Below are 24,235 nucleotides of genomic sequence, written 5' to 3'. Positions count from 1 at the left end.
GACTTGAGCTCGAAGCGGTTGCCCGAGGCGTCGACGACGTACCGGCCACGGGTACTCAAGGGCGCGCTCCACGCATTGGCCAGGCTGTTCGTGCTGCCTGCGGCCGGCATGCGGGTCGTGGGCAGCGTGCTCGTGGAAGCAGCCGCCGTGGCGGCTCCGAGCGCACCGAGGAGCAGCGCCCCTGTCAGCAGTGCCGGGAACAGGGTTCATCTCACTGCGTCCTCCGGAGGACAGTGAACGGATGAGGGGATGGCGCTGTTCGCGAGTTGCCGGATCGCTGCCTCGTACCGTCGTCACCATGACGAGACGGCTCAGGGGCAGCCCATTGTCCGGGCCGGCCCCGAAGTTGTACATGTGACGATGCGCGGATGTCGAGGCTCCTTGCCGCAGAGGCGTCCGGGCGACAAACGGTCCAGGCGCCCCGCGGTGCAGCCGCGGTATTGAGCCGTCGGTCAGCGAAGCACGCGGACGGCGCGAGCGCGGGCAGTATCGCCCCTGCTGGATCGCCGACCGGCCTTCGTTGATCACAGCCCCGGTCGGCCGTGGGCGGCTGCACCCCGAACCCGGCGGCTGTAGCCCTCCTCAGGCGGAGTGCACCGGCGTGCCGCCGACGTAGGTGTGCAGGACCTGGGCCTCGGCGATCTCCTCCGGGGGCAGCGTGAAGATGTCCCGGTCCAGTACCACCAGGTCGGCCAGGTGCCCCGGGAGCAGGGTGCCGGTGTCGTCGTTCCCGTTCACATGTGCCGAGCCGGCGGTGTAGGCGGCGACCGCGGTGGGGAGGTCGAGGCGCTGCTCAGGAAGGAAGACCCGCCTGTCGGTGGCCTCGGGCTCCATCCGGTTCACCGCGACATGGATTCCGGCGATCGGATCGGGGCTGCTGACGGGCCAGTCGCTGCCTGCGGCCAGGGTGGCTCCAGCGCGCAGGAGGGAGCCGAACGGGTACTGCCAGGAAGCCCGTTCGGGTCCGAGGAAGGGGATGGTCAGCTCGTCCATCTGGGGTTCGTGTGCGGCCCAGAGCGGCTGGATGTTGGCGATGGCGCCCAGCCGCGCGAAGCGATGCAGATCGTCGGGGTGGACCACCTGGAGGTGGGCGAGATGGTGGCGGTTGCCACGCCGGCCATGGGCCTCGACGGCTGCCTCGACCGCGTCCAGGGCCTCGCGAACCGCCCGGTCGCCGAGCGCGTGGAAATGGACCTGGAAGTCGTGCGCGTCGAGCTCGGTGACGTACGAGCGCAGGGCGACGGGGTCGACGAAGCTCAGACCCGAGTTGGCGGTGGCGCAACCGCAGCCGTCGAGGTAGGGGGTGGTCATGGCCGCCGTGAAGTTCTCGGCGATGCCGTCCTGCATGATCTTCACCGCACAGGCCCGGAATCGTCCGTGGCTCAACTGCTCCCTCCGGGACAGCAGCTCGGCGATCTGCTCGGCCCCCCGCTCGCGGTCCCACCACAGGGCCCCGGTCACCCGGGCGGTGAGAGTGCCTTCACGGGCGGCCGTCAGATAGGCGTCGGACGGGTCCGGATTGCCGCCGAACACGCCCAGCAGGGCGTCCTGCCAGCCGGTGATGCCGAGGGAATGCAGTAGTTTCTGGGCCCGCAGCAGACCGGCGAGGCGCTCCGCCGGCGTGCTCGGCGGCACGATCCGGGAGACCAGGGCGGTGGCGCCCTCCTGCAGCATTCCGCTCGGAGTACCGTCCGGCTCGCGCTCGATCCGGCCGTCGACAGGATCGGCGGATTCCCTTGTGACACCGGCCAGTTCGAGCGCCCGGGTGTTGGCCCAGGCGCCGTGGTGGTCGCGGTTGGTCAGGAGGATGGGGCGGTCCGGGATCACCGAGTCCAGGAGTTGCCGGGTGGGCAGTCCGCCGTCGAAGCTCTCCATGGACCAGCCGCCGCCCGTGATCCACGCGTGGTCCGGGTGCGCGTCGGCGTAGGAGCGAATGCGGGTGAGGTAGTCGTCGACGCCCACCGTGCCGGTCAGATCGCACTTGGCCAGTTCCATTCCGCCGAACACGGCGTGGATGTGGGAGTCCTGGAATCCAGGGAGCAGCAACTTGCCTCGGAGATCGATGACTTCGGTGTCCGGGCCGATCAGTTCACGCACCTCGTCATGGCCGACGGCGGTGATGCGTTCCCCGGTGACGGCCAGGCTGCTCGCGCGGGTGCGCGCGGGGTCGCCGGTGTGGATGGGGCCGCGGGTGAAGATCAGATCGGGCTTGGCCATGAGGTGCTCCGAAGCGGGAGGGAGGGTGTGTCGAACGGTCATGCAATCGAGGTTCCCAATGACATGTCAATGCTGTTGTCATAAGGCTCAGCGCCGGCGTGACGGACAGTGGCTGCACCATCGCCCCTGAGCTCATGCTGTACGCGGCGGCACGGCCGATGGGGAGCAGCGGTGAGGGGGTGAGCGAGCCCGAGCGGGCTTCGGTGGGTGCCCCGCGAGCTCGTCGTGCGACCAGGGACAGAACCTGTGCACCGCCTGGGCGACGCAGGTGGGCTTCCATGGGCCGTCGATCTCCACGGTCAGGTCGACGACGACCTCGACCCCGCCGTTGAGCTCTGCCATGGATACGACCCTGCCAAGGGTGCGGCGCGAACCTTCGCGCCGACCCGCACGGGAGAGGGGGCGGACCTCGTTCAAGCCTCTCGGAGGTGTCTCGCACGATATGCAGGTCTCGAGAGGGCTGTTGCGAACGGCGACCTGCGGAAGCGTGATCACTCCAGGGCTCTCGCAGAACTCTCGCGGATGAACATTCATGAGAATCACCGTGCGCGACGATCGCCACCCGGCGAGCCGCCCCGAACGCCCGCGGCTGCTGCCGGTGCGCGGCCGGGGCCACTTCGATGGGCCGGCGCACCCGGTGCTCGCCCGGTCCGGCTTGTTGAGGCGGCTCGCTGCCGGCGCCTTGCCCGTTGACCGAGCGGCTGTACGGACAAGTCGCCGGAGCCACTCCATCAGGAGTTGCTGTTCGGCGTGGCTGAGGGTGTTCTGGCCGGGCAGTGCTGCGCGCAGGGCACGGGCTGTGCCGGCCGGCCCGGGTTCCTGCACAGCCGGTTCCCGGGTGGTGATGGTGGTGATCACCGATTCGCGCAGTGCGACGAGGAGTGCCGGGTCTCGTTCGGGCTCGGACACGGACAGCCAGGTCAGGACGGCGCCGCCGGCGGTGGCGTGGACGATCTGGGCCGCGATGCCCTCTTCCGGCGGGCCGAATCCGGGAACGCCTCACCGCCCGCGCCAAGCGCCCGTCGGCCTGACCGCTGTACCGCTGTGCCCCGAGGCCGGAGGCCGGCTGAGCTCTTATGACAACACCATTGACGTCATACCCCCCAAGCGGTCTGATGGTGGCACTTCGCAGGCTCGTTCCTCCGTCATCCGAAGGAGCCGCTTCATGGGTCTTCTCCTCTGCTCCGGGGCGACACCGGCTCCCGCTTCCGCGCGTTCTTCGCAGTCACCGTAGGGAGCCCGATGGGGGTATCGCCGTCGCATCCGTCGTCGCCGACCGCACGGCCGAGGAAGCGAAGGTCCCGGCGCGTACCCGCCACCGCGTCGGGCGCGAGGCCCCCGTCACCGACCGGCACCATTCAGAGAGGACTCGCATGACGGAAGACATCATCCGAACCAGCCACGGACCGGTGCGTGGCGAACGGACCGGGACGGGCTTCCGCTTCCTCGGCATCCCCTACGCCCGGCCGCCGATCGGACCGTTGCGCTTCGCCGCGCCCGTCCCCCCGGAGCCGTGGGCCGAGGTCCTCGACGCCCGCGTGTACGGACCCACCGCGCAGCGCCGTCCGTTCGGCGAGACAACCACCATTCCCGAGCCCTGTGTTCCCGGCGAATCCATCCTGAACCTGAATGTGTTCACACCGGTCCGCGCTGCCGGGCAGGCCGGCCTTCCCGTCCTGGTGTGGATCCACGGCGGCGGCTTCGTCGCGGGCTGCTCGGCCAGCCCCTGGTACGACGGCACCGCCTTCAACCGCGACGGGGTGATCCTGGTGTCCTTGGGCTACCGGCTCGGCATCGAGGGCTTCCTGCACCTGGAGGACTCGCCGGACAACCGGGGAGTGCTCGACTGGATCGCTGCCCTGCGGTGGGTGCGAGAGAACATCGCCGCCTTCGGCGGGGACCCGGACAAGGTGACCGTCGCCGGCCAGTCGGCAGGCGGCGGCGCGGTCCAAACACTCCTGGCCACGCCGGCCGCTGCGGGCCTGTTCCGGGCAGCGATCTCGGCTTCGGGCGCGGTCATGCGACCGCAGGGTCCCGAGTTCGCGGCAACCGTCTCCGAGTTCTTCACCGCACGCACCGGGGTGCCCGCCACGGCCGCGGCCCTCCAGAGCCTGACGGACGAGGAGATCCTCGCCCTCCAGGACGCGCTGAACGCCCCCGGTCCCGATCGCGACGCCTTCCCGATGTTGGTCCTCGCCCCCTTCGCCGACGGAACGCTGATCCCCGAACCCGTGCCGGACGCACTCGTCGCCGGTGCGGCGGGGCGAGACATCCCGTTGATGATCGGCTGCACCGCGCACGAGTTCAACGCAGCCGCTGAGAGCGGGGCTGGTCAGGTCCTCACCGACCAGATCTTCCGCGTGCCCGTCGTTGCCCTCGCCGAGTCCCGGGCGATCCGCGACCTCCCCACGTGGCTCTACCAGTTCGATTGGACGGCGACCGCACCCGCGTTCGAGGGCCTGGCCCACCACTGCGTCGACCTGCCCTTCGCCTTCGACCTCCTGGGCGCCGAAGGGGTCGACAAGGCGTTGGGGGAGACGCCCCCGCAGCAGCTCGCCGACGCCGTGCACACGGCCTGGGTCGCTTTCGTCCGCGACCTCGACCCCGGCGCGGCCTGGCCCTCCTACTCCACCGAGCGGCGCGAGACACGCATCTGGAACACGGAGTCCCGTACGGAGCGCGACCCGCTCCGCTCCGTACGGGAGACCTGGCTGGGTGCGGAGACCTGACCAGCACGCTCGACGGGGGAGCAGGCCCGCCTTGTCCGGTGATCAATAGGAGTCCGCCGACGGTGCCGGGCGGGATCCGTGGGCGAGCAGCGCCATTGGGGTCTCGCGCATGGCGACTTCGGGCGGGCCGGAACCCGGGTGATCGGCATCCTGACCGGAGTGGCCGGGCCAACGGCCAAGGGCGACAACCTGACAGAGGGATAGGGTGCGGTTGGGAAGAATCCGCTCGGTGCACGGGAGGTGCGCCAGGGCCGGACACGGTGGCCGCCCGAGGAGGAGCCGGATGCTGCAGGCGCTGGGATTGGGCCCGGCCGAAGAGGTTGTCTACACGGCGCTGTTGGCCCGCCCGACAGCATCCGCCCAGGACCTCGCCCGGCAAACCGGACTTGAGAAGGCCGAGAGCGTGCGCATCCTGCTCGACCTGGCGGCGCGCGGTCTGGTGTCCGTCGCCGCCGAGGCCGGGAGCGGAGCACCCGAGTCGGCCGATTGCGAGGTCGGTCTCCAGCCTGCCCACTACCGGCTCACGCCGCCCTCAGTGGCCCTGGCCCCGCTCCTCGTCGCGCAGCGCGACGCGCTGCACCAGGCCGAGACCGCTTTCTCGATGGTGACGGAGCAGTACCGCAGTACCGCCGCACACACCGCGGGCGGTGTCGTCGAGGTGGTCGTCGGCGTGGAGCAGGTCGCACACCGTTTCCACCAACTGCAGTGCGGCGCCCAGCGGGAGTTGCTCGTCTTCCTCGTCGGGGCGCCCATCGCGGTGCCGCGCGAGGATACCGACACGTCGGAGAGTTCCGCGCTGGACCGCGGGGTCGACTTCCGGGTCGTGGCTGCCAAGAACTATCTCGACGGACACGAGGCTGTGCGGGACGTGCGGGCGGCCGTCATGGCAGGCATCGAGCTTCGCATGGTCGATTCGCTGCCCCTGAAGATGGTCGTGTCGGACCGGGAGCGCGCCATGGTGCCACTGGACATGGCGGAATCCGGCGGTGAGCCCAGCGCAATCGTGGTGCACCGCAGCGGCCTGCTGACGGCCCTGGTCCATCTCTTCGAGAAGGAATGGGCCCAGGCCCGGCCGATGTACACCACCGGCACCGGCGTGCGCGTGGAGCCGGCAGCCGATCCGCAGCCGACGGAGGAGGAACTGGAGGTACTGGCCCTGCTGCTGGCAGGGATCTCCGACCGGCGCACCGCATCCCAACTCGGCCTCTCGATACGCACCGTGGAGCGACGGATCCGCCGCCTGATGGACCTTGCGGGGGCGGAGTCGCGCCTGCAACTCGGATGGCATGCTGCACGTGCGGGTTGGCTTTGACCTCCTCGTCGGCCTGAGAGCCGAGTGCTTCCGCCTGTCGGCGGTCTCCCCGCGCGAGGGCGGCCGCCAACTCCGGGCGGTTCCTGTCTCATGGCCGGGCCGTGGACCGGGCCGGAGGTCTCTGCCGGAGCGGCGGCACGCGCACCCACACCGAGAAGCACCTGACCGAGTCCTGATGGACTCCCGGCGGCTCGGTACGAGGAACGGCACCACGGTGACGGTGGCCATGACGGCGACACCGCCGGTCACGTGGCGAGGTATTCGGGGATGCGGACGGCGAACCCGACGGCTTCGTCCATCCCCGGGGACAGCGCGTGTCGGTCTGTTCCTGGGGTGGTCGGTGATCTCGAGGCTCATGGACGTCGAGGCGAGGTGACGGCACAGCCTCGCGCACACAGGTGTCCGTTGTCGGCTGCGTGCTCGGCGAAGCACGCGGATGAACGTCCCCGGCCCACGGCCTTCTTGACCTGAAGCTTGGTCGAGGTCCTAACGTCACGGCACGTTGATCCCTTGATGACAGGAGAAGACCTCGTGATCCTCGTGACCGGAGCCACCGGAAATGTAGGAAGTGCCCTCTTGCAAGAGCTCCAGGCATGCGGCGCCGGACCGTTGAGGGGGCTCACCCGTAACAGTGCGCGGGCCGCGTTCCCGGAAGGGGTCGAAGCCGTTGCGGGTGACTTCGCTGAGACAGCCTCGCTGAAGCCCGCGTTGGAGGGGGTCCGATCGCTGTTCCTCGTGTCACGCATGGGTCCGGACGCCGAGATCATCGACGCGGCCCGGTGGGCAGGCGTGGAACACGTGGTGATGGTCTCGTCCATCACCGCCCAGACCCATCCGCACCTGGGCCCCGCTGTCGAGAACCTGACCGTCGAGCAGTTGCTCAAGGACAGCGGCATGACATGGACGATCCTGCGGCCGACGCAGTTCGCCTCGAATGCGCTGTGGTGGGCGGGAACGATCCGCGAGCACGATACGGTCCGCGTACCCTATGCGGACATCGGCCTCCCCACGATCCACCCCGCGGACATCGCATCGGTGGCTCGGGTGGCGCTGACCGAGGCCGGACACCATGAGCGGACATATGCGCTGACCGGTCCGGAGCGGATCACACCCCGGGAGCAGGTCGGGACCATCGCGGCGGTACTGGGGCGAGAAGTGCCGTTCACCGAGATCAGCCGAGAGGAAGCCCATCTTGGGATGGCCGTCCTCCTGGGCGACGAGGCCGCAGACGCGGTGCTCGACCTGACCGGAGGCGACGTCAACGAAGAGCTGCTCACGGTGCGTGACACTGCGTCCCGGATCAGCGGTGCACCGGCCAGGACGTTTCGGCAATGGGCCGCGGAGCATGCCGCCGCCTTCCGCTGAGCCGCCCGATCCTGAGTACGTTCATCGTGCCCCGACGGCGGGGCGGCGGATCCGGCCGAAACCGTCGATCAGCGGCGCGAACAACCCGGCCGGGGCCTGCTGCTGGTCAAGAAGTGGGGATGTGCGCGCGCTCCTTCAGGTGAGGTCGTCCGCGCGAGCGCCGACCCGGCGAAGCGCACCCCCACCTGCCGGGCCCGAAGGTGCACCGAGCCGACGAACCGATCGACGTGACGGTGTGACGGAATACCGCCACGTGGGAAACCCGTCACGCTCGGCAACCCTAAGTGATCCGTTTGTCTGCCAGGATGCAGCCGCAGCATGGCATGTTTACGGCGTCAAGTAGGGAGATTCATGCATCCCATAGCGCGTATGGCTTTGGGCGCGGCGACCGCCGCCGTCCTGACCGTCACTGCGGTCGCGCCTTCCGGGGCGGCGGACACGCCGCCCGACGGTGCCTCGGGGAAGGGACCGGTCATCGGCGGCCGGACCACGGCAACGGGCGGCAAGCAGGTCGCGGTCACACTCATCACCGGCGACAAGGTGTTGGTGACCACGGACCCGTCGGGCCACAGCGCGGCGGCCGTGCTGCCTCGCGAGGACGGCTCGCAGCCGATGGTGCAGACCTTTCAGATAGGCAAGGACCTCTACGTATACCCGGAGGGCGCCTCCCGGGCGATCGCCGAGGGCAAGGTCGACGAGCAACTGTTCAACGTCACCGGGCTCATCCGCCAGGGATACGACGACACACACACCGAAACGTTGCCGCTCATCGCCACGTACCGGAACAGTGTGAACGTTGCCGAGAGCGCGCCGGCGGCCCCACGTGGGGCCGAGCGGGGCCTGAGCCTTCCCGCTGTGGACGGTGTCGCGCTCAGGGCCGGCAAGGACACCGCCGCCGCCTTCTGGCAGGACATCACCAACGCCCGCTCACGTTCCGGCTCCACGCTGAAGAAGCTGTGGCTGGACGGCAAGGTCAAGGCCACGCTGGACCAGTCCACCAAGCAGGTGCACGCGCCGGAGGCCTGGGCGGCAGGCTACGACGGCAAGGGCACCAAGGTGGCCGTGCTGGACACGGGTGTGGACGCCGAGCACCCGGACCTGGTGAACCAGGTTGCCGCGTCCAAGAACTTCACGGATTCCAAGGACACCAACGACCGGGTGGGTCACGGCACTCACACCGCCTCCACGGTCGGCGGATCCGGAGCGGCCAGTGACGGCCGCAAGAAGGGCGTCGCCCCCGGTTCCTCCCTGCTCATCGGCAAGGTTCTCAACGACCAAGGCTACGGCCTGGACTCCTGGATCATCGCGGGTATGCAGTGGGCCGTCGACCAGCGGGCCGACGTGGTCTCCATGAGCCTGGGCAACCCCAGGATCGGCGACTGCGCCGACCCGATGGCCCAGGCCACGAAGGAACTCTCGCAGAACACCCACACCCTGTTCGTCGTCGCCGCCGGCAACTCCGGTTCGGGCACCGAGACCGTCTCCTCGCCCGGCTGCGTGCCCGGGGTGCTGACCGTCGGTGCGGTCGACCGTGATGACACCACGGCGTCGTTCTCCAGCCGCGGTCCGGTGGCCGTCACCCACACCCTCAAGCCCGAGATCGCCGCCCCCGGCGTCGACATCTCGGCGGCGAGCGCGGGCGGCCGCGGCGTCTACGCCTACCGTTCGATGTCGGGCACCTCCATGGCGACGCCGCATGTCGCGGGCGCCGCGGCCGTCGTCCGCCAGGCCCACCCGGACTGGACCGCACAGCAGATCAAGGCCGCCCTGGTCTCCTCCGCCCGCACCGGCGGCAAGGTCGCAGGCGCCGACCAGACCGGCGGCGGGGTGCTCGACGTGTTCGGCGCGGTGAACCAGAAGGTGCTCTCCGCGTCCGCCGTCCAGGGCGGCAGTTTCGACTGGCCGCAGGACACCTCGGACCGCACCACCGTGCAGGTGCCCTTCACCAACACCAGCGGCAGCGACCTCACCCTGGACCTGAAGGTCAGCGGGGTGCACGGCAACGACGGCAGCGATGTCCACTCCGGCATCGTCAAGCTGGAGGAGGGCAAGGTGAGGGTCCCCGCGGGGGCCACCGCTCAGGTGCCGCTGCGGATCGATCCCACCGCCCTTCTGAAGGACGCCCAGTACGGCGCGGTCACTGGCCGGATCCTGGCCACCGGCGGTGATGTGCATCTCTCCGTGCCCGTCACGCTCTACGTCCAGCCGGAGACGGTCACCCTCCGGGTCAAGGTCATCGACCGCAACGGCAAGCCCGCGACCGGCCCCTCCTCGCTGGACCTCGTCAGCCTCGACATCGACAAGGGCGAGCGCCGCACCAACCAGGGCGCGACCGAGCAGACGTACCGGGTGCGCCCGGGAAACTATTCCCTCAGCAGCTTCGTGGGGAGCTACGACGCGGACAACGCGCCCGAGTCGGTCAGCTACCTGGCACACCCACAGCTTCGGATCACGCGTGACACCACCGTTGTCCTCGACGCCCGCAAGGCCCACCGGCTGAGCCTGCACACCGAACGCCCCTCGACCGTGGACAACACCACGTTCAGCTACTCCCGCACGTGGGACGACACCTGGCAGGTATCCGGATCGCTCGCGGCCGCCGGCACCGTCCAGAAGTTCTACGCGGACGTCGACGGACGTGCCAAGAACGGCACCTTCGAATTCCGGCCCACCTGGCGCGCGAGCGGTTCCGAGAACGGCTCGTCCTACGTCTACAACCTGTCGTTCCCGACCGAGGGTCCGCTGCAGTCCGACCAGGTCTACGCCCCGAATGACTCCAAGCTGGCCCAGGTCTCCGAAACGTGGAACGCCATGGGCAAGGAGGCCGACTACCTCGACGCCCTGTTCATCCGCCCCGCGGGGAGCAGCGGCACCTACATCCCCGTGAGCCCGTACGGCGCGGTCCACGTGCCCGGCACCCGCACCGCCTACTACACGGCCGGCGGCGACGCCTGGTACCACGGCGCGATGACCAGCTTCCCCTTCGCCGCGTTCATGAGCGACCAGGAGCGCACCTACCGGGCCGGAGAGCGGCGCACCGAGGAGTGGTACGGCGGCCCCCTGCGGCCGGCCGCGCCGCGCGACGCCGACGGCAACCTGATGCTGGCCGCCGAGCGACAGGGCGACCTGATCGGCATCCAGCCCGCGCTCTGGCTCGACAATTCCGGCGACCACTGGTCCTCCGGCGGATCGTTCGGCGACCTCGGCAACCTGAGGCTGAAGCGCAACGGTGAGCAGATCGCCACCAGCGCCTGGCCGTACGACGTGTTCAGGGTGCCGGACGAGGACTCCGCGTACGAGCTCACCCAGAACCTGGAGAAGATCCCGACCTCGGACCGCAACTGGCTGCGCTCCACCGCCGTCACCACCACCTGGAGCTTCCGCTCCCACCGGGAGCCGGACGTCTACTCGCGCGGCGTGCCGCTCCTCTTCCCGGCGTACGACCTGCCGGTGGACGGTATGAACACCCTGCCCGCGCAGAGCGGTGTCCGGGTCGGCCTGTCGGTCGAGGGCCACGCCGGGTACACCCCGGGCGCGATCACAGCGGCCTCGCTGTCCTACTCCTACGACGGCGGCACCACCTGGACCCAGGCGCCGACCGAGCAGCAGGACGGCAAGTGGACGGCCGTCCTCGACCACACCGGCGCCGCCGGCAAGCAGGTCACGATGAAGGCCACCTTCACCGACGCCAACGGCAACGCGGTCAGCCAGACCATCACCCGCGCCTACGACGTCCGGTAGCCACACGGTCCGGCCGGGCGGTCTCCCTCGACAGGGGACCGCTCGGCCGCCCATCTGTGTCCCCACCCGTGATCACCAGGGCGTACTGCAACCGTGCTCGAGGTGACGAGGCCTCAGGTCGCTCGTCGGGTCGTGTACGGATGGGGATGAGCAGCCGACCGCGCCGCTCGGGGAGCTGCCGGCGGCCGGCACCGCGGCCAGGGCGGGTGATCCGACAACGCCGCCTCGGGAACGGGGTTCGTGACGGACCTTGTGAGCCGTCCCTGTGTTCCCGAGGCACACCCGCGCTGTTCCGCCGGCGGTGAACACCGGCCCGGCCGGGCTCGACGATCACTACAGTCCGGTCTCATGACGACGGTCACAACACGCACGGTCGAGTACCCGGCCGACGGCCTGACGATGATCGGGCACCTCGCGCTCCCGGCCGGTGTCGAGCGGCGGCCGGCAGTCCTGATCGGACCCGAGGGGATGGGGCTCAGCGATGTCGAGCGCCGGCGGGCCGAGGCTCTGGCCGAGCTGGGGTACGTGGCGCTGGCCTTCGACCTCCACGGCGGACGCTATGTGGAAGACCCGGAGGAAATGTTGGCCCGTTGCATGCCGCTGCTCGCCGATCCCGACCGCATGCGAGGAATCGGTCACGCCGCGCTCAACGTGTTGCGTGCCGAATCACGGGCCGACCCCGATCGGACCGCCGCCGTCGGCTACGGCACCGGGGGCGCAGTCGCACTGGAACTCGGTCGCGATGGCGTAGACCTGCGCGCGATCGGGACAGTCAACGCACTGACCACGGGCCGACCGGGCGAGGCGGCACGCATCCGCTGCCCGGTATGGGCCGGGGTCGGGTCGGAAGACCCGATCATGCCGCCCGCGCAACGGGAGGCGTTCACCGCGGAGATGCAGGCCGCGGGCGTCGACTGGCGCCTCGTGGTCTACGGAGGAGCCCTTCACGCCTTCCACCACCCACCGGTCGACCACACCGCGCCTCCCGGCGTCGGCTACCACCCACGGCACGCGCTGCGCGCCTGGCATGACATCGTCGCCCTGCTCGCCGAGTGCCTGCCCGTGACGGAGTGATCTGGTCGGCAACCGCGATTCCGGGCCGTGAACCAGGCCGGTCGACCGCCACCGGCGCCCGTTCGTGCGACGTCACCGCAGCTCGGAGAAGACCGCGACGGGGGAGCTCTGCGAGGGCGTTCCCACTCGGCGGCGCGAGCCGACGCCGCCCGATGCCCCGCCCGACCCGTACAGCCCGGCTTCCGCAGACCGTCGACCAGAAGCCCCACCGCTGCGCACGCAGAGCCTTCCTGCGGTTGCCGCCGTCGCACCAGATCGGTTCAGTCCGTGGACGCCTGCTGCGCGACGACGATCTCCCGCTTGACGATCTTGCCGGTTACTCCCTTGGGGAGTGCGTCCCGAATGGCATCCGCGGTCGAAGGCCGATCGAGCCGGCCCTGCGTGGCCTGTTCGGGGGGTTGAACGACGCGACAGGCGAAGTCTCCGACAGCCCATAGCCCTCCAGCACCGGGACGAGGAACAGCGGGCAGCCGACCTCGAGGTCGACCTGGAGCCGGAGCTGCGGTGACCCTGCCGGTGTGTCGACGAGGTTTTGCTGCAATGGTGCTCACCGTTGGATCTCCGATCGGCCGGGACGCCGTCCCCAGGCGGAGAACCCCAACGCAGTGGTGCAACGCCAGGCCACGACGCGGCCCATCCCTTGACGTGACGAGACATCTCACTTATCACTTGGGGACAACGCCGGCCCTGGAGCGCACCCATGAAGCCCCTTGTCCGCAATGCCGCGCTGAACAGCTACGTCGAGGTCAGCCAGTCGCTGGGCATCGATCCACGGGCCCTGATGAAGCGTGTGGGCCTGGACCCTGTCGGCCTCGCGGTCCAGGACAGATGGATCCCCGGAACGGCGGTCACCCAACTGCTCGAACTCTCGGCGGCGGCCTCGCGGCGCGGGGACTTCGGCCTGCTCCTTGCCGAGCGACGCAGTTTCTCCAATCTCGGCCCCATCAGTCTGGTGCTGCGCGACGAGCCCGATGTCCGCAGCGCCCTCGAACTTCTGGTCCGCCATGAGCACATGTACAACGAGATGCTCCGCAGCCGGCTCTCCGCGACGAACGGCCTGGCCACCCTCAAGGTGAGCCTCGAGCTCGGTGAGGCCGGGGCCGCCCGCCAGGCCACGGAGCTGGCGGTGGGCGCCTTCCACGGGGTCCTCCGCAGCTTTCTCGGTGCCCGGTGGCAGCCGTTGTCCGTGTGCTTCACGCACGACGCCCCGACGGACCCCAGTACCCATCGGCGCCTCTTCGGTTCCCTGGTGGAATTCGACCGGGAGTTCAACGGGATCGTCTTCTACGCCAACGATCTCAAGGCTCCCAACCCCATGTCGGACCCGCTGCTGCGAACCTACGCCCGGCAGTATTTCGAGTCCATCGCGGTCTCGAAGGACACCACCGTGCTGGACCGCGTGCGTGAGCTGATCGAAGTCCTGCTGCCTACCGGGCGCTGTTCGATCGAGCAGGTCGCAGACAGTCTCGGCGTCGACCGGAGGACGATCCACCGGCACCTCGCTGCCTCGGGTGAGACGTTCTCCGCCGTTCTCAACTCCACACGCACCCAGCTCGCTGAGCAGCTCGTGGCGAACCCGCGCCGCTCGTTCACGGAGATCTCCGGACTTCTGGGATTTTCGGCACCGAGCGCCTTCTCGCGTTGGTTTCGGGAGAGGTTCGGCTGCAGTCCGAGGGAGTGGCGGGCCCGCGGGACCTGGCAGCAGCCTTCCGTCGAGAAGTGACCACCAGGGATTCCGCACCAGGGAGCGGAACGGCAGTTCACGCCGTATCCCGTCATGACCCTGCCTGAGTCCGGGGACGGCGCCCGCGGGGACAGGACATGTCCCCAAGCGGTAAGTCTTCTGTCACCTTCGGTCAAGCGCGCGCTCTGACCCGCCCTTAACGTTGCCTCACCGCAAGGGACATGGCCGACACCACGAGGACGGGCAGAGATCCTGCCCGCAGGCGAATGTTCCCACCCGGGCCCGCTGATCGTATCCGAGTCCCCGGCGAGCCCGGGAACCCCGTCCGCATCCCCGCGTCCGCTCCTCGCAAGCCCTCCGGGCCTCGCATCGAAGGCAGTGATGCGTGCGGCGAGTGAAGACCCGTCCGACAAAGGAGATGGACCATGCACTTCTTCGACGACTCCCTGTACCCGGAGAACCAGGAGAGGCTGGTCATCCAGGCCGCGCCCTACGGGCCGGAGTGGTTGCCCGGTGACGCCGACGACCTGCCGCTCACCATGGACGAGCACGTGCAGGCGGCCGTCGACTGCTACAACGCCGGTGCCACGGTGCTGCACATCCACGTGCGCGAGCTCGACGGCCACGGATCCAAGCGCATCTCCATGTTCAACGAGCTGATGGCCCGCTTGCGCGAGGCCGTGCCGGACATGGTCCTGCAGATCGGCGGCTCGATCTCCTTCGCCCCCGAGGACGAGGGCGGTGACGCCAAGTGGCTCAGCTACGACACCCGCCACATGCTGGCCGAGATCACACCCAGGCCCGACCAGGTGACGATCGCGATCAATACCAACCAGATGAACATCGTCGAGCTCTTCGACGACGAGGACATCGAGGGCACTTCGATCGCCAAGTCGGCTTACTACAAGGCCTATCGGGACATGGTGGTCGAGGCGGGACCGGACTTCTACCTCGAACATCTCGAACGGCTCCGTGCCAACGGTATCCAGCCGCACTTCCAACTGGCCAACACGGCGCAGCTGGAGACCGTGGAGCGGCTGATCCGCAAGGGCATCCACCGCGGGCCACTGGTCCTCAACTACGTTGCCATCGGCGGCGGGTTCGCCGGCCGGCATCCGGCCGACCTGATCGAGTTCATCCGCCGTGTCCCGGACGGCGCGGTGCTCACCATCGAGGCATCCATGCGGGCGGTCGCGCCCATGAACGCGATCGGCATCGCTCTCGGGACGCACGTGCGGGTGGGCAACGAGGACAACCTGTGGCGGAACAAGGGCGAGCGGATGTCCTCGGTGGAGCAGGTCGAGCAGATGGTCGAGATCGCCCATGCGCTCGGGCGTGAGATAGCCACCGGGCAGGAGGCGAAGAAGATCTACAGGATCGGCGATTGGTACTCGGACGCCGACGAGACCCTGGCCCGACTCGGCATGGTGCCCAACCGCCGCCCCGGCCGGCGCGGTTCCATGCTGCGCGACCTCGAGAGCTGACTCGACCCCACCGGCGGCGGCCCGGCTCCCTGCCCCGCCGCCGCCCCGCACGCGAGCAACGGAGCACGCCTTGGTACACGCCATTCGATTCCACGAAACCGGTGGCCCCGACGTCATGCGATGGGAACAGGTCGTCGTCGGCGACCCGGGTCCGGGCGAGGTACGGATCCGGCACGTCGCCGTGGGACTCAACTTCGCCGACACCTATTTCCGCACGGGCCTGTACCCGGCTCCGCTGCCCGCGGGGCTCGGCGTGGAGGCCTCGGGCGTGATCGAGGCCGTGGGCGAGGGTGTGTCGCATGTCGCCGAGGGCGATCGTGTGACCTACACCGGCAGTCCGCTGGGTGCCTACAGCACGGAGCGGATCATGCCCGCGGATCCACTGATCAAGCTGCCGGACGAGATCGGCTGCGAGACCGCCGCAGCGATGACCATGCGCGGACTCACCTCGGCGTACCTGCTGCGGCGGATCCATCCGCTCGATTCCGGCGATACCGTGCTGCTCCACGCAGCGGCCGGCGGCGTCGGTCTGATCTTCTCCCAGTGGGCGAAGCTGCTCGGCATCACGGTGATCGGCACGGTCTCCAGCGAGGAGAAGGCCGAAGTCGCCCGCGCCCACGGATGCGAGCACATCATCTATTACCGGCGCGAGAACGTGGCCGAGCGGGTGCGTGAACTGACCGACGGCAAGGGTGTCCCGGTCGTCTTCGACAGTATCGGCAAGGACACCGTCGCCGGATCCATGGCCTCGCTGCGACGCCGCGGCCTGTTGGTGTGTTTCGGCACGTCCTCCGGGGTCCCACCACTCGACGCGATGCAACTGGCCGTCCATGGCTCGCTGTTCGTGACCCGCCCCGCGCTGGCCGACTACATCGCCGAGCCGACGGAGCGGGACGCGCTGGCCGGGGAGCTGTTCGGGCACGTCGCGGCCGGTCGCATCAGAATCGAGACCAACCAGCGCTACGCCCTTCAGGACGCGGTACAGGCCCATCGTGAACTGGAAGCGGGACGGACCACGGGATCCTCCGTCTTCGTCCTCTGACCCCGCCGTGCCCCGCACGTGACCCCCAGGAGTGTGCACATGCCCGAGACCGTCCGCCCGAAGGAAGACACGCCCGCTCCGGTGTGTCCGGGTGTCCTCCGTACCTCGATCAAGGTCGAGCCGCTGACCTGCACCATCGGCGCCGAACTGTCCGGTGTGAACCTCGGCGACGCCGCGCGCGACGGCGATCTGTTCGCCGACATCAAGGCGCTGCTGCTGCAGTACAAGGTCCTGTTCCTGCGTGACCAGGACATCACGCGCGCCGAACACATCGCCTTCGCCGGGCGCTTCGGCCCACTGGAGGACCATCCGGTGGCCGGCAGCGACCCCGACCACCCGGGGCTGGTCCGTATCTACAAGGATCTGGACAGCAAACCCGAGCACTACGAGAACGCGCTCCACTGCGACGCGACTTGGCGCGCGTGCCCGCCCATGGGCGCCGTGCTGCGCTGCGTGGAAACACCGGAGGTGGGCGGTGACACGATCTGGGTCAACATGGCCGAGGCCTGTCGCAGGCTTCCTGAGCACATCAAGAAGCAGATCGCGGGCCTGCGCGCACGGCACAGCATCGAGGCAACCTTCGGTGCCGTGATGCCGACGGACCAGCGCCACGAGTTGAAGGCCCGCTTCCCGGACCCGGAGCACCCGGTGGTGCGTGCCCATCCGGAGACCGGCGAGCAGATTCTCTTCGTCAACGCCTTCACCACGCACTTCGTCAATTACCACACACCGGAGAACGTGCGCTTCGGCCAGGACTACGCGCCCGGAGCGGCCGGTCTCCTGAACTACCTGATCAGCCAGGCGGCCGTCCCCGAGTACCAGGTGCGCTGGCGCTGGCAGAAGAACAGCGTCGCCATCTGGGACAACCGCTCCACCCAGCACTACGCCGTCCAGGACTACTGGCCCTCCGTACGCAAGATGGAGCGCGCGGGGATCGTCGGCGACAAACCTTTCTGAGTCCCGACGAGAGACGAAAAGGTGATGCCCATGGGACTGCACACTGTCGGCACGACGGTGCCGGGGACGTCTCCCGCCGCACCGGCTGTATCCCGTAGCTATGCCTGGCTGGTGTTCGCCCTCGGTTTCGGGCTTCTGCTGTCCGACTACATGTCGCGACAGGTCCTCAACGCGGTCTTTCCCCTGCTGAAGGCGGAGTGGCTGCTCTCCGATGCCGAGTTGGGCTCTCTCAGCGGCATCGTGGCCCTGATGGTCGGAGTGCTCACCTTCCCCCTCTCGCTTGTGGCGGATCGCTGGGGCCGGGTCAGGATCTTGGTCATCGCTGCGACGGCATGGAGCCTGGCGACTCTGGGATGCGCCGTCTCCGCGAGCTACGGCCAGATGTTCCTGGGCCGGTTCATGGTGGGCGTCGGAGAGGCGGCCTACGGGAGCGTCGGCATCGCGGTGGTTCTCAGCGTGTTCCCCGTCGGTCTGCGGGCCACACTCTCCGGAGCCTTCATGGCGGGGGGGTCGTTCGGATCCGTGCTGGGTGTGTCGGTCGGCGGTGTGATCGCCCAGGAACACGGCTGGCGCTGGGCGTTCGGAGCGATGGGAATCCTCGGACTGGTCCTGGCCGCGATCTACTGCCTCGTGGTCACCGAGGAGAGGCTGGGCCCGGCGTCCATGCGCAACAGTGCCGTGTCCGGCGCACGCGCCCCCATCCGTACCCAGCTGCCGCGGCTGTTCTCCTCGGTCTCCGTGATCTGCGCCTACATCGGCAGCGGGCTGCAGATGTTCATCGCGATGGCCCTGCTCGCGTGGATACCCAGTTTCCTCAACCGGTACTACGACATGGCTCCTGCCAAGGCCGGCCTGGCCGCCGGGGTCTTCGCACTGATCAGTGGCATCGGCATGATCCTCTGCGGGATCGTCGCGGACCGCCTCAGCCGGAAGGCCGCGGCCCGGAAGTGGATCGTTGCGATCGTCTGCTCCCTCGGATCGTTCGTGCTGTTGATGGCGGGATTCCACCTGCCCGTCGGCCTGCCGCAGCTCGTGCTGGTCGCGGCCGGGACCCTGGTGGCCGGCGGCACCGCCGGTCCGGCGGCCGCCATGGTGGCCGATCTGACCCCCGCCGCCATTGCGGCGACGGCTTTCGCCACCCTCACTCTGGCCAACAGCCTGCTCGGTCTGGCTCCCGGGCCCGCGGTGACAGGCATGCTCGCGGACCACCTGGGCCTGCTCGGCGCGCTGCGGGTGATCCCGCTCGTCGCGCTCGCGGGCGGTGTGGCCTTCACCATCGGCAGGTGCTCCTACGAAAATGACCTGCGCCGCCTGGGGCTGCTCCCCGATTCGGCGCTCAGGATCCCGGAGTTGCAGTCATGAGTCCTGGTGCACAGCCGACGGTCGTCATCGTCCCCGGACTGCGCGATCACGTGCCGGACCACTGGCAGACGGTCCTCGCCGACAAGATCGCCGACGCCCGAACCGTACCCCCGCTGGAGAAGGACAGGCTGAGCCGCGATGCCCAGGTTGCCGCACTGGACGAGGTGCTGTCGGACATCGCCGGCCCCGTCCTCCTGGTCGCCCACAGCGCAGGGGTGATGACCACCGTGCAATGGGCGCAACGGCACCGGCGTCCGGTCGAGGGGGCGCTGCTGGCCACGCCACCCGACTTCGTCACCCCGCTGCCGGACGGCTTTCCCACCCCGGAGGTGCTGCGCGAAAACGGGTGGACGCCGACGCCGCGGACACCCCTGCCCTTCCCCAGCATCGTCGCGGCGAGCACGAACGACCCCCTGGCCGATGTCGATCACGTCGCCGATCTCGCCCGGGCGTGGGGGAGCCGCCTTGTGGACCTGGGCCCGGTCGGACACCTCAACCCTGCCTCCGGCTACGGCGCATGGCCCCGGGCTGAGGAGTTCCTCCGGGAGCTGGGCCGGGTCTCGTCCGATACGTCCGCCTGACCGGCGGCGGCCTTGCCTCACGGCTTCCTCCTGCCCGGCGCCGGGCAGGAGGGAACCGTGTGCCGCCGAGCCCGCCTCGTCGCAGACACGTCACTGTCTCTCGTAGGCGCTTCACCTGGCCGACCTCTGCGCGTCGGTCCCCACTCGTACGCCCCCGCCCCGGAGGCGTTGATGAGCACCGAAACCGACCTGCCGCAGGGGTTGTCCCGCAGCTCGCCGAGGATCTGGTCACAGCGGCGATGACGCGCGCGGTGCCCGGCGTCACCTCCGAGGCCGAAGGGCCCGACGCACCCGCGCCGAAGGCCCGGCCGTCGTGGTCGTTGCGCTGACCCACCGACCGCGTCGACGCACGGATCGGGCGCCCGGACGGAGGTTCCGTCCGGGCACCCGATCCATGGTGATCAGTGGCGCAGGTCGAGACGGTGCACGCCGCCGTCGACGGTGCCGACGTAGAGCGTGCGGGCATCAGGGCTCGCGGCCAGCTTGGTGGTGTCGGTGTTCTGCAGGCCGGTGGAGATGTTGTGCCAGCTCAGGCCGTGGTCGGTACTGCGAAGTACGCCGCGGCCGCCCTGCAGGAGGCCGCTGGCCCCGGACCTGGTGGTGGCCGCGTAGAGCGTGTCCTCGACCCGGAGCAGGTCGGAGACATGGATCGCCAGGGCGCCGGTGTCCGCCGTGCGGAAGGTCCGGCCGCCGTCGGTGCTGACGCGGACGCTCTCGCCGCCGATGACCAGGCGCCGTCCGTCGAGGTCGATCGCGGTCACCGGGCCGTCGGCGACCTTGGTGACGGTCACCCCGCCGTCGTCGGACCGGTAGAGGCCGGCGGTGTTGCCGAGCCACAGACGCAACGGATGTGCGGGGTCTCCCGCGATGGTGCCGAAGGAGCGCTCGTGGTAGAGGTTCTTCCACGTCGCGCCGCCGTCATTGGTGGCGAACAGCCCCTGGCCCAGAAGGCTCTGGAAGCTGACCATGACCCGGTTCGGGTCTGCGGGGTGGACCAGGAGCGCCGTCGGCACCTCCGCCGAGCTGCCCCTCTGCTCCCAGGTGGCGCCGCCGTCGCGGCTGCGCTCGACGGTGAACGAGCCGAACGCGGTGCGCCGCACCTTCCAGATCACCTTCGGATCCTTGGCCGACACGGCAAGTTGCGGGACGGTGACGCCCCTCATGCCCTCGCCGCCCGACCGGCCCCACTCCGGGCTCGCGACGGGGAGGGCGGTGCGGTAGACCGCGCTGTCGGTGGCGGCGAGCAGATGGCCGTCACTGACCGCGAGATCGTTGACGGTCAGTCCCTGGACGCCGATCCGCCGGTATCCGGTGCCGTCCGCGGCACCCCGATACAGACCGTCCTGCTCCATGGAGACGGTGACGGAACCGTCGGCCCAACGGTCGTAGTCCATCGGTACCGCTGCGCGCGACGGCGCCGGGACCGTGCTCCATGTCCGACCGTGATCGCGGCTGAGACGGCCGCTGCCGGACAGCGTGCTCAGGTGCAGGTCGTCACCCGAGATGGTCAGGCGCAGGCCGCCCTCCGGCATGGACAGCAAAGTGGTCCAGGTCCCCCCGCCGTCACGGGAACCGACAACTCCCCGACCCGGGACATACACCGCCACGACCGAGGCGTCGGCGGCCGGCCCGCCGACGATCCCGCCGGACGGCTCGAAGAGCGGGCGTGCCTCGCCGGGGTTGCCCGAGCCGATGCCGGAGCGGGCCCAGACACCGCTGTACGTCGTCATGTAGAGGGTGTCACCGGTGATTGCGGCGGCAGTGACGGCTCCGTTCACACCGGTCGGATACGTCGTCCAGTGGTCACCCGCGTCCGTGCTGACCAGCAGGGCGCCCGAGGTGATCGCGACCAGGGTGCGGGTCCGTTCGTCGGCGGCGAGCGCCGCGATGCGGGTGTCCGGGACGTCGAGCGTGCGCCAGGTCCGCCCGTTGTCATCGGTGCGCAGGACGGCGCCCCGGCGGCTGCCGTCGTGAACGCTGTTCACGGCGTACCACCAGCGGTCCGGATTCTTCGTGTCCACCACGAGCGGACCCGTGCCGTCCGCGACGGGCAGTCGGCCCAACTGGCGCCAGGAGGCACCGTTGTCGGTGGTCAGCCAGGGAGCCGCCTTCTGGTACTGGGTGAGGACGGCCTGCTTCGGCCGAGTCGGCGAGAGGGCGACCGAACCGGCCTCGCTGTTGGGGCCGACCGGCTCCCAGCGGTCCCCGCGGCTGTCGACGGGGGTGACCTCGAAGGCGCCGGCGCCGGTGAGCCGCTGCCCGGTGCCGGCGGTGCCGTGCACGGAGACCCGGTAGGCGCCGGCCACGCTGCCGGTCACCTCGGCCCGGTAGTAGCCGCTGGCGGGATCGAGCGTGGAAGTGACGTCGACGGCCTTGCCGCGAGGCGGGGTGACGGTGACGACCGGCGGTGCGGCCAGCCGGGTCGGCGGAGCGATGTGCACGGTCGAGCGACCGTCGCTCGGGTCGGGTGCGGCCTGGACGGCCAGATGCCGGACGGCGAGCAGGTAGGGCACGTTGATCGCCGTTCCCCGGTCGGGGGTCGCCGTGAGACGGCCGCCGATCTCGGTGTCGGCGGCGGGCCGGGCGACGCGCAGCGAGACCGTGACGGTCGCGGTCCTCCCGGCCGGTACGGTGACCCGCCTCGGCCAGACCTCGGCCGGACCGTCGGTCCGCAGCGAGGTGGTGACCGGCCGCGTGCCGGGGTTGTGCAGCGTCACCTTCGCGGTGCCGCCGACCTGACGCCCGGACAGATCGGCGAGTCCGAACGACACCGAGGCCGGTGAGGCGCTGACCGTGGCCGAGGCGGCAGCCGCCACATCGAGCCGGCCCGCGCCCCGCGTGGTGGGCCCCGTGCCGCTCAGCGGCTTCGCGGTGCCGATCAGCTCGGCCTTGATCTCGGCGGGCGTCCGGCCGGGGTGCAGCTGGCGCAGCAGAGCCGCCGCGCCGGCGACGTGCGGGGTCGCCATCGAGGTGCCCGACATGCGGTACTGGCCGGGCCCGTACAGTGCCTTGGGCACGGTGGAGCGTATCTCCACGCCCGGTGCGACCAGATCGGGCTTCAATCCGAAGTCCTGTGCGGGACCACGCGAGGAGAACGAGGCGATCCGGTCGGTGGTGTCGGTGCCGCGCAGCGTCACCGAGACCTTCCCGGCCGCGAGTCGGGCACTCAACTCCGTGTACTGGGTCGAGTCGATGCCCATGACCACCAGGTGGTCCATGCGCAGCGAGTCGCCGGAGGCGTCGATCCGCGCGGGCGACGACGGCACCTCGGTCACTCCCGGCTCGGGGGTCACTTCCGGTGGCCGGATCCCGCCCGGCGCAGCGGCGAACACCGGGCCGTCGTTGGAAGGCAGCCCGCCCAGCACGGCGATGGCGCCGCGCTTCTCCGCCTCCTTCGCCCACTCCACGGCGCTCGCCGTCAGGTACTGGGTGTCGGAGGCGACGAGCATCTGCGCCCGTACGATCTTTCCGCGTACGTCGCCGACCCGCTTCCAGTCCTCGGGAGTGCCCTCGCCGACATCGACGAGCGGCGCCGTGACCGGGCCCTTCGGCGGGTTCGCGGACAGGATGCCGCGGTAGCTCTGGATCAACTCCGGTTTCCGGCCGACCAGATAGGCAGTGGGCAGCCGCAGATCGCTCGTCGACGCGCCGACCGAGAGCACACCGTCGGCCGTGCCGGGGCTGCTGACCGTACCCGCGCCCGGCCCGTCGTTGCCGGCCGCTGCCACCACGACGACACCGGCTCGCACGGCCGCGGTCGCGGCGCGGCCCAGCGGGTCGGTGCCGTCGCCGGGGCCGCCGAGGCTCATGTTGATGACATCGGCGCGGTGCGGGTTGGCCGGATCGGAGGCGGCCTCGATTCCGGCGATGATGTCCGACGTGTAGCCGGAGCCGTCGGCGTCCATCACCTTGTAGGCCAGCAGATTTGCGCCGGGAGCCACGCCGGTGACGCCGCCCTTCTCAGCCGCCTTGCCCGCGACGATGCCGGCGACGTGGGTGCCGTGGCCGTTGTCGTCCATCGGGTCCTCGTCACCGTTGACGAAGTCGTGCCCGCCGACGACCTTGCGTCCCTTGCCGAGTCCGCCGCCCAGGTCGGGGTGGGTGTAGTCCACACCGCTGTCCAGGATCGCGACGGTGGTCCCCTTGCCGGTGACGCGGTTTCCGGCCGGGTCCTTGCGCTGCCAGACGCCGGGTGCGCCGATCAGCGGCACGCTCGCGTCCGTCTTCGTCAGCACCCGGGTGTCGGGGCGGACGGCGGTGACCCCCGGCAGCGAGGACAGCCGCCCGACCTCGGACGCGGGCACCGTCATGGCCACGGCATCGATGAGCAGACTCAGCTTACGGGTTGCCGAAGGGTGCAGTCCGGCGCTCCTCGCGGAGCCGAGGAACGTCTCCTGCCGCGCGTCGAGCGCGCGGCGGGCGGCGCCGACGCCGCGGGCGGCCTCGGCGGACAGCAGCGATCCACCGGGCGCGGCGGTGACCGCCGGGTTGCCGGTCAGTTCGACGAGCACTCGTTGCGACGGGTCGGGTGCGGACGCGTTGGCGGCACCCGGTGTCGCCGCCAACGTGCCGGCGAGAACAACGGCGGCGAGGGCGGCGTGACGCGATCTTCGTGACTTCATTGCCATGCGTAAAGGTCCTAGTGGTGAAGGCACTTGCCGCACAACTGATCTCCGTGGCCCATTGC

The 24,235-nt window shown here is 69.9% G+C and carries 14 protein-coding genes; 11 read left to right on the top strand and 3 right to left on the bottom strand.

The window, feature by feature from the left end:
- Positions 1-582: 582 nt before the first annotated feature.
- Positions 583-2,217 (bottom strand): amidohydrolase, encoded by a 1,635-nt coding sequence (locus tag ACIRP2_RS21480; protein WP_404252903.1) that lies wholly within the window; start codon positions 2,215-2,217, stop codon positions 583-585.
- Positions 2,218-2,349: 132 nt separating this feature from the next.
- The gene (locus tag ACIRP2_RS21475) at positions 2,350-2,559 is read right to left on the bottom strand and encodes a hypothetical protein (protein ID WP_404252510.1); all 210 of its coding nucleotides are present in this window, start codon (positions 2,557-2,559) and stop codon (positions 2,350-2,352) included.
- 1,031 nt (positions 2,560-3,590) lie between these two features.
- On the opposite strand from ACIRP2_RS21475, the gene ACIRP2_RS21470 reads away from it, so the two are divergent.
- The 11 genes from ACIRP2_RS21470 (at position 3,591) to ACIRP2_RS21420 (ending at position 19,548) form a co-directional block, all read left to right on the top strand.
- The gene (locus ACIRP2_RS21470) at positions 3,591-4,946 is read left to right on the top strand and encodes a carboxylesterase/lipase family protein (RefSeq protein WP_404252508.1); all 1,356 of its coding nucleotides are present in this window, start codon (positions 3,591-3,593) and stop codon (positions 4,944-4,946) included.
- A gap of 283 nt (positions 4,947-5,229) precedes the next feature.
- Positions 5,230-6,258: a helix-turn-helix domain-containing protein gene (locus tag ACIRP2_RS21465; RefSeq protein ID WP_404252506.1), complete on the top strand. Its 1,029-nt coding sequence runs from the start codon at positions 5,230-5,232 to the stop codon at positions 6,256-6,258.
- 531 nt (positions 6,259-6,789) lie between these two features.
- Entirely contained in the window at positions 6,790-7,623 is an 834-nt protein-coding gene (locus ACIRP2_RS21460) for an SDR family oxidoreductase (protein ID WP_404252901.1), read from the top strand.
- A 351-nt stretch (positions 7,624-7,974) separates the two neighbouring features.
- Entirely contained in the window at positions 7,975-11,364 is a 3,390-nt protein-coding gene (locus ACIRP2_RS21455) for a S8 family peptidase (RefSeq protein ID WP_404252504.1), read from the top strand.
- 348 nt (positions 11,365-11,712) lie between these two features.
- Positions 11,713-12,438 (top strand): dienelactone hydrolase family protein, encoded by a 726-nt coding sequence (locus ACIRP2_RS21450; RefSeq protein ID WP_404252502.1) that lies wholly within the window; start codon positions 11,713-11,715, stop codon positions 12,436-12,438.
- A 700-nt stretch (positions 12,439-13,138) separates the two neighbouring features.
- Complete coding sequence (locus ACIRP2_RS21445) at positions 13,139-14,161, top strand: AraC family transcriptional regulator (RefSeq protein ID WP_404252501.1); 1,023 nt, start codon at positions 13,139-13,141, stop codon at positions 14,159-14,161.
- A 386-nt stretch (positions 14,162-14,547) separates the two neighbouring features.
- Positions 14,548-15,606 (top strand): 3-keto-5-aminohexanoate cleavage protein, encoded by a 1,059-nt coding sequence (locus ACIRP2_RS21440; protein WP_404252499.1) that lies wholly within the window; start codon positions 14,548-14,550, stop codon positions 15,604-15,606.
- A 70-nt stretch (positions 15,607-15,676) separates the two neighbouring features.
- Complete coding sequence (locus tag ACIRP2_RS21435; protein ID WP_404252497.1) at positions 15,677-16,648, top strand: quinone oxidoreductase family protein; 972 nt, start codon at positions 15,677-15,679, stop codon at positions 16,646-16,648.
- A 39-nt stretch (positions 16,649-16,687) separates the two neighbouring features.
- The gene (locus ACIRP2_RS21430; RefSeq protein ID WP_404252495.1) at positions 16,688-17,605 is read left to right on the top strand and encodes a TauD/TfdA dioxygenase family protein; all 918 of its coding nucleotides are present in this window, start codon (positions 16,688-16,690) and stop codon (positions 17,603-17,605) included.
- Between the two features lie 30 nt (positions 17,606-17,635).
- Positions 17,636-18,967 carry an MFS transporter gene (locus ACIRP2_RS21425; protein WP_404252493.1) on the top strand — a complete coding sequence of 444 codons (1,332 nt, stop codon included), beginning with the start codon at positions 17,636-17,638 and terminating at the stop codon, positions 18,965-18,967.
- Positions 18,964-19,548, top strand: a complete 585-nt coding sequence (locus ACIRP2_RS21420) for an RBBP9/YdeN family alpha/beta hydrolase (RefSeq protein WP_404252491.1) — start codon at positions 18,964-18,966, stop codon at positions 19,546-19,548. Before ACIRP2_RS21425 ends, ACIRP2_RS21420 begins: the two co-directional genes overlap by 4 nt.
- Positions 19,549-19,949: 401 nt before the next feature.
- On the opposite strand, the gene ACIRP2_RS21415 is transcribed toward ACIRP2_RS21420, so the two are convergent.
- Positions 19,950-24,176, bottom strand: a complete 4,227-nt coding sequence (locus ACIRP2_RS21415) for a S8 family serine peptidase (RefSeq protein ID WP_404252489.1) — start codon at positions 24,174-24,176, stop codon at positions 19,950-19,952.
- Between the last annotated feature and the right edge of the window lie 59 nt (positions 24,177-24,235).

Source organism: Streptomyces sp. NPDC101194, assembly GCF_044767885.1.
In the GTDB taxonomy this organism is placed as follows: Bacteria; Actinomycetota; Actinomycetes; order Streptomycetales; family Streptomycetaceae; genus Streptomyces.
Note: the sequence above shows the minus strand (reverse complement) of the source record. Positions and strands in the feature narration are given on the sequence as shown.